Origin of the sequence: Streptomyces sp. DH12 (genome assembly GCF_020873895.1) — a bacterium.
Lineage (GTDB): Bacteria > Actinomycetota > Actinomycetes > Streptomycetales > Streptomycetaceae > Streptomyces.
The window spans coordinates 1-573 of record NZ_JAHWGT010000533.1; the positions used below are offsets into that span (position 1 = coordinate 1).

The 573-nt window shown below is 71.2% G+C and carries 1 protein-coding gene; it reads left to right on the top strand.

What is annotated here, in order from left to right; all coding sequences use genetic code 11:
- A partial coding sequence (locus tag LPA54_RS35615; RefSeq protein WP_228984713.1) for a BCCT family transporter occupies positions 1-573 on the top strand: 573 nt, incomplete at both ends.

Sequence of the window (573 nt, forward strand, 5' to 3'; positions counted from 1 at the left end):
TGCTCACCCTGGCCTTCGTCCTGTGGGGAGCGGTCTGGACGGACTCGCTGGAGGACGTCTCCGCCGACCTGCTGGCCGGACTGATGCACAACGGCGGCTGGGGCTTCATCCTGGCCGCCTCCGGCTTCGTCGTCTTCGCCCTGTGGCTGGCCGCCAGCCGCTACGGCCGCATCACGCTGGGCGCCGAGGGCGAGGAACCGGAGTTCCGCACGGTGTCCTGGATCGCCATGATGTTCAGCGCTGGCATGGGCATCGGACTGATGTTCTGGGGCGTGAGCGAACCGCTCGCGCACTTCGGCACCCCGCCGCCCGGCACCGGCCCGCAGGACTCGGGCGACCGGATGTCGACGGCCATGGCCACCACGCTGTTCCACTGGACGCTCCACCCGTGGGCCATCTACGCCGTGGTCGGCCTCGCGATCGCCTACAGCACCTTCCGGCGCCGCCGCCGGCAGACCGTCAGCGCCGTGTTCACCCCGCTCATCGGCGAGAAGAACGCGAGCGGCGCCGCCGGCCGGGTCATCGACGTGCTCGCCATCATCGCGACCGTCTTCGGCTCGGCGGCCTCCCTCG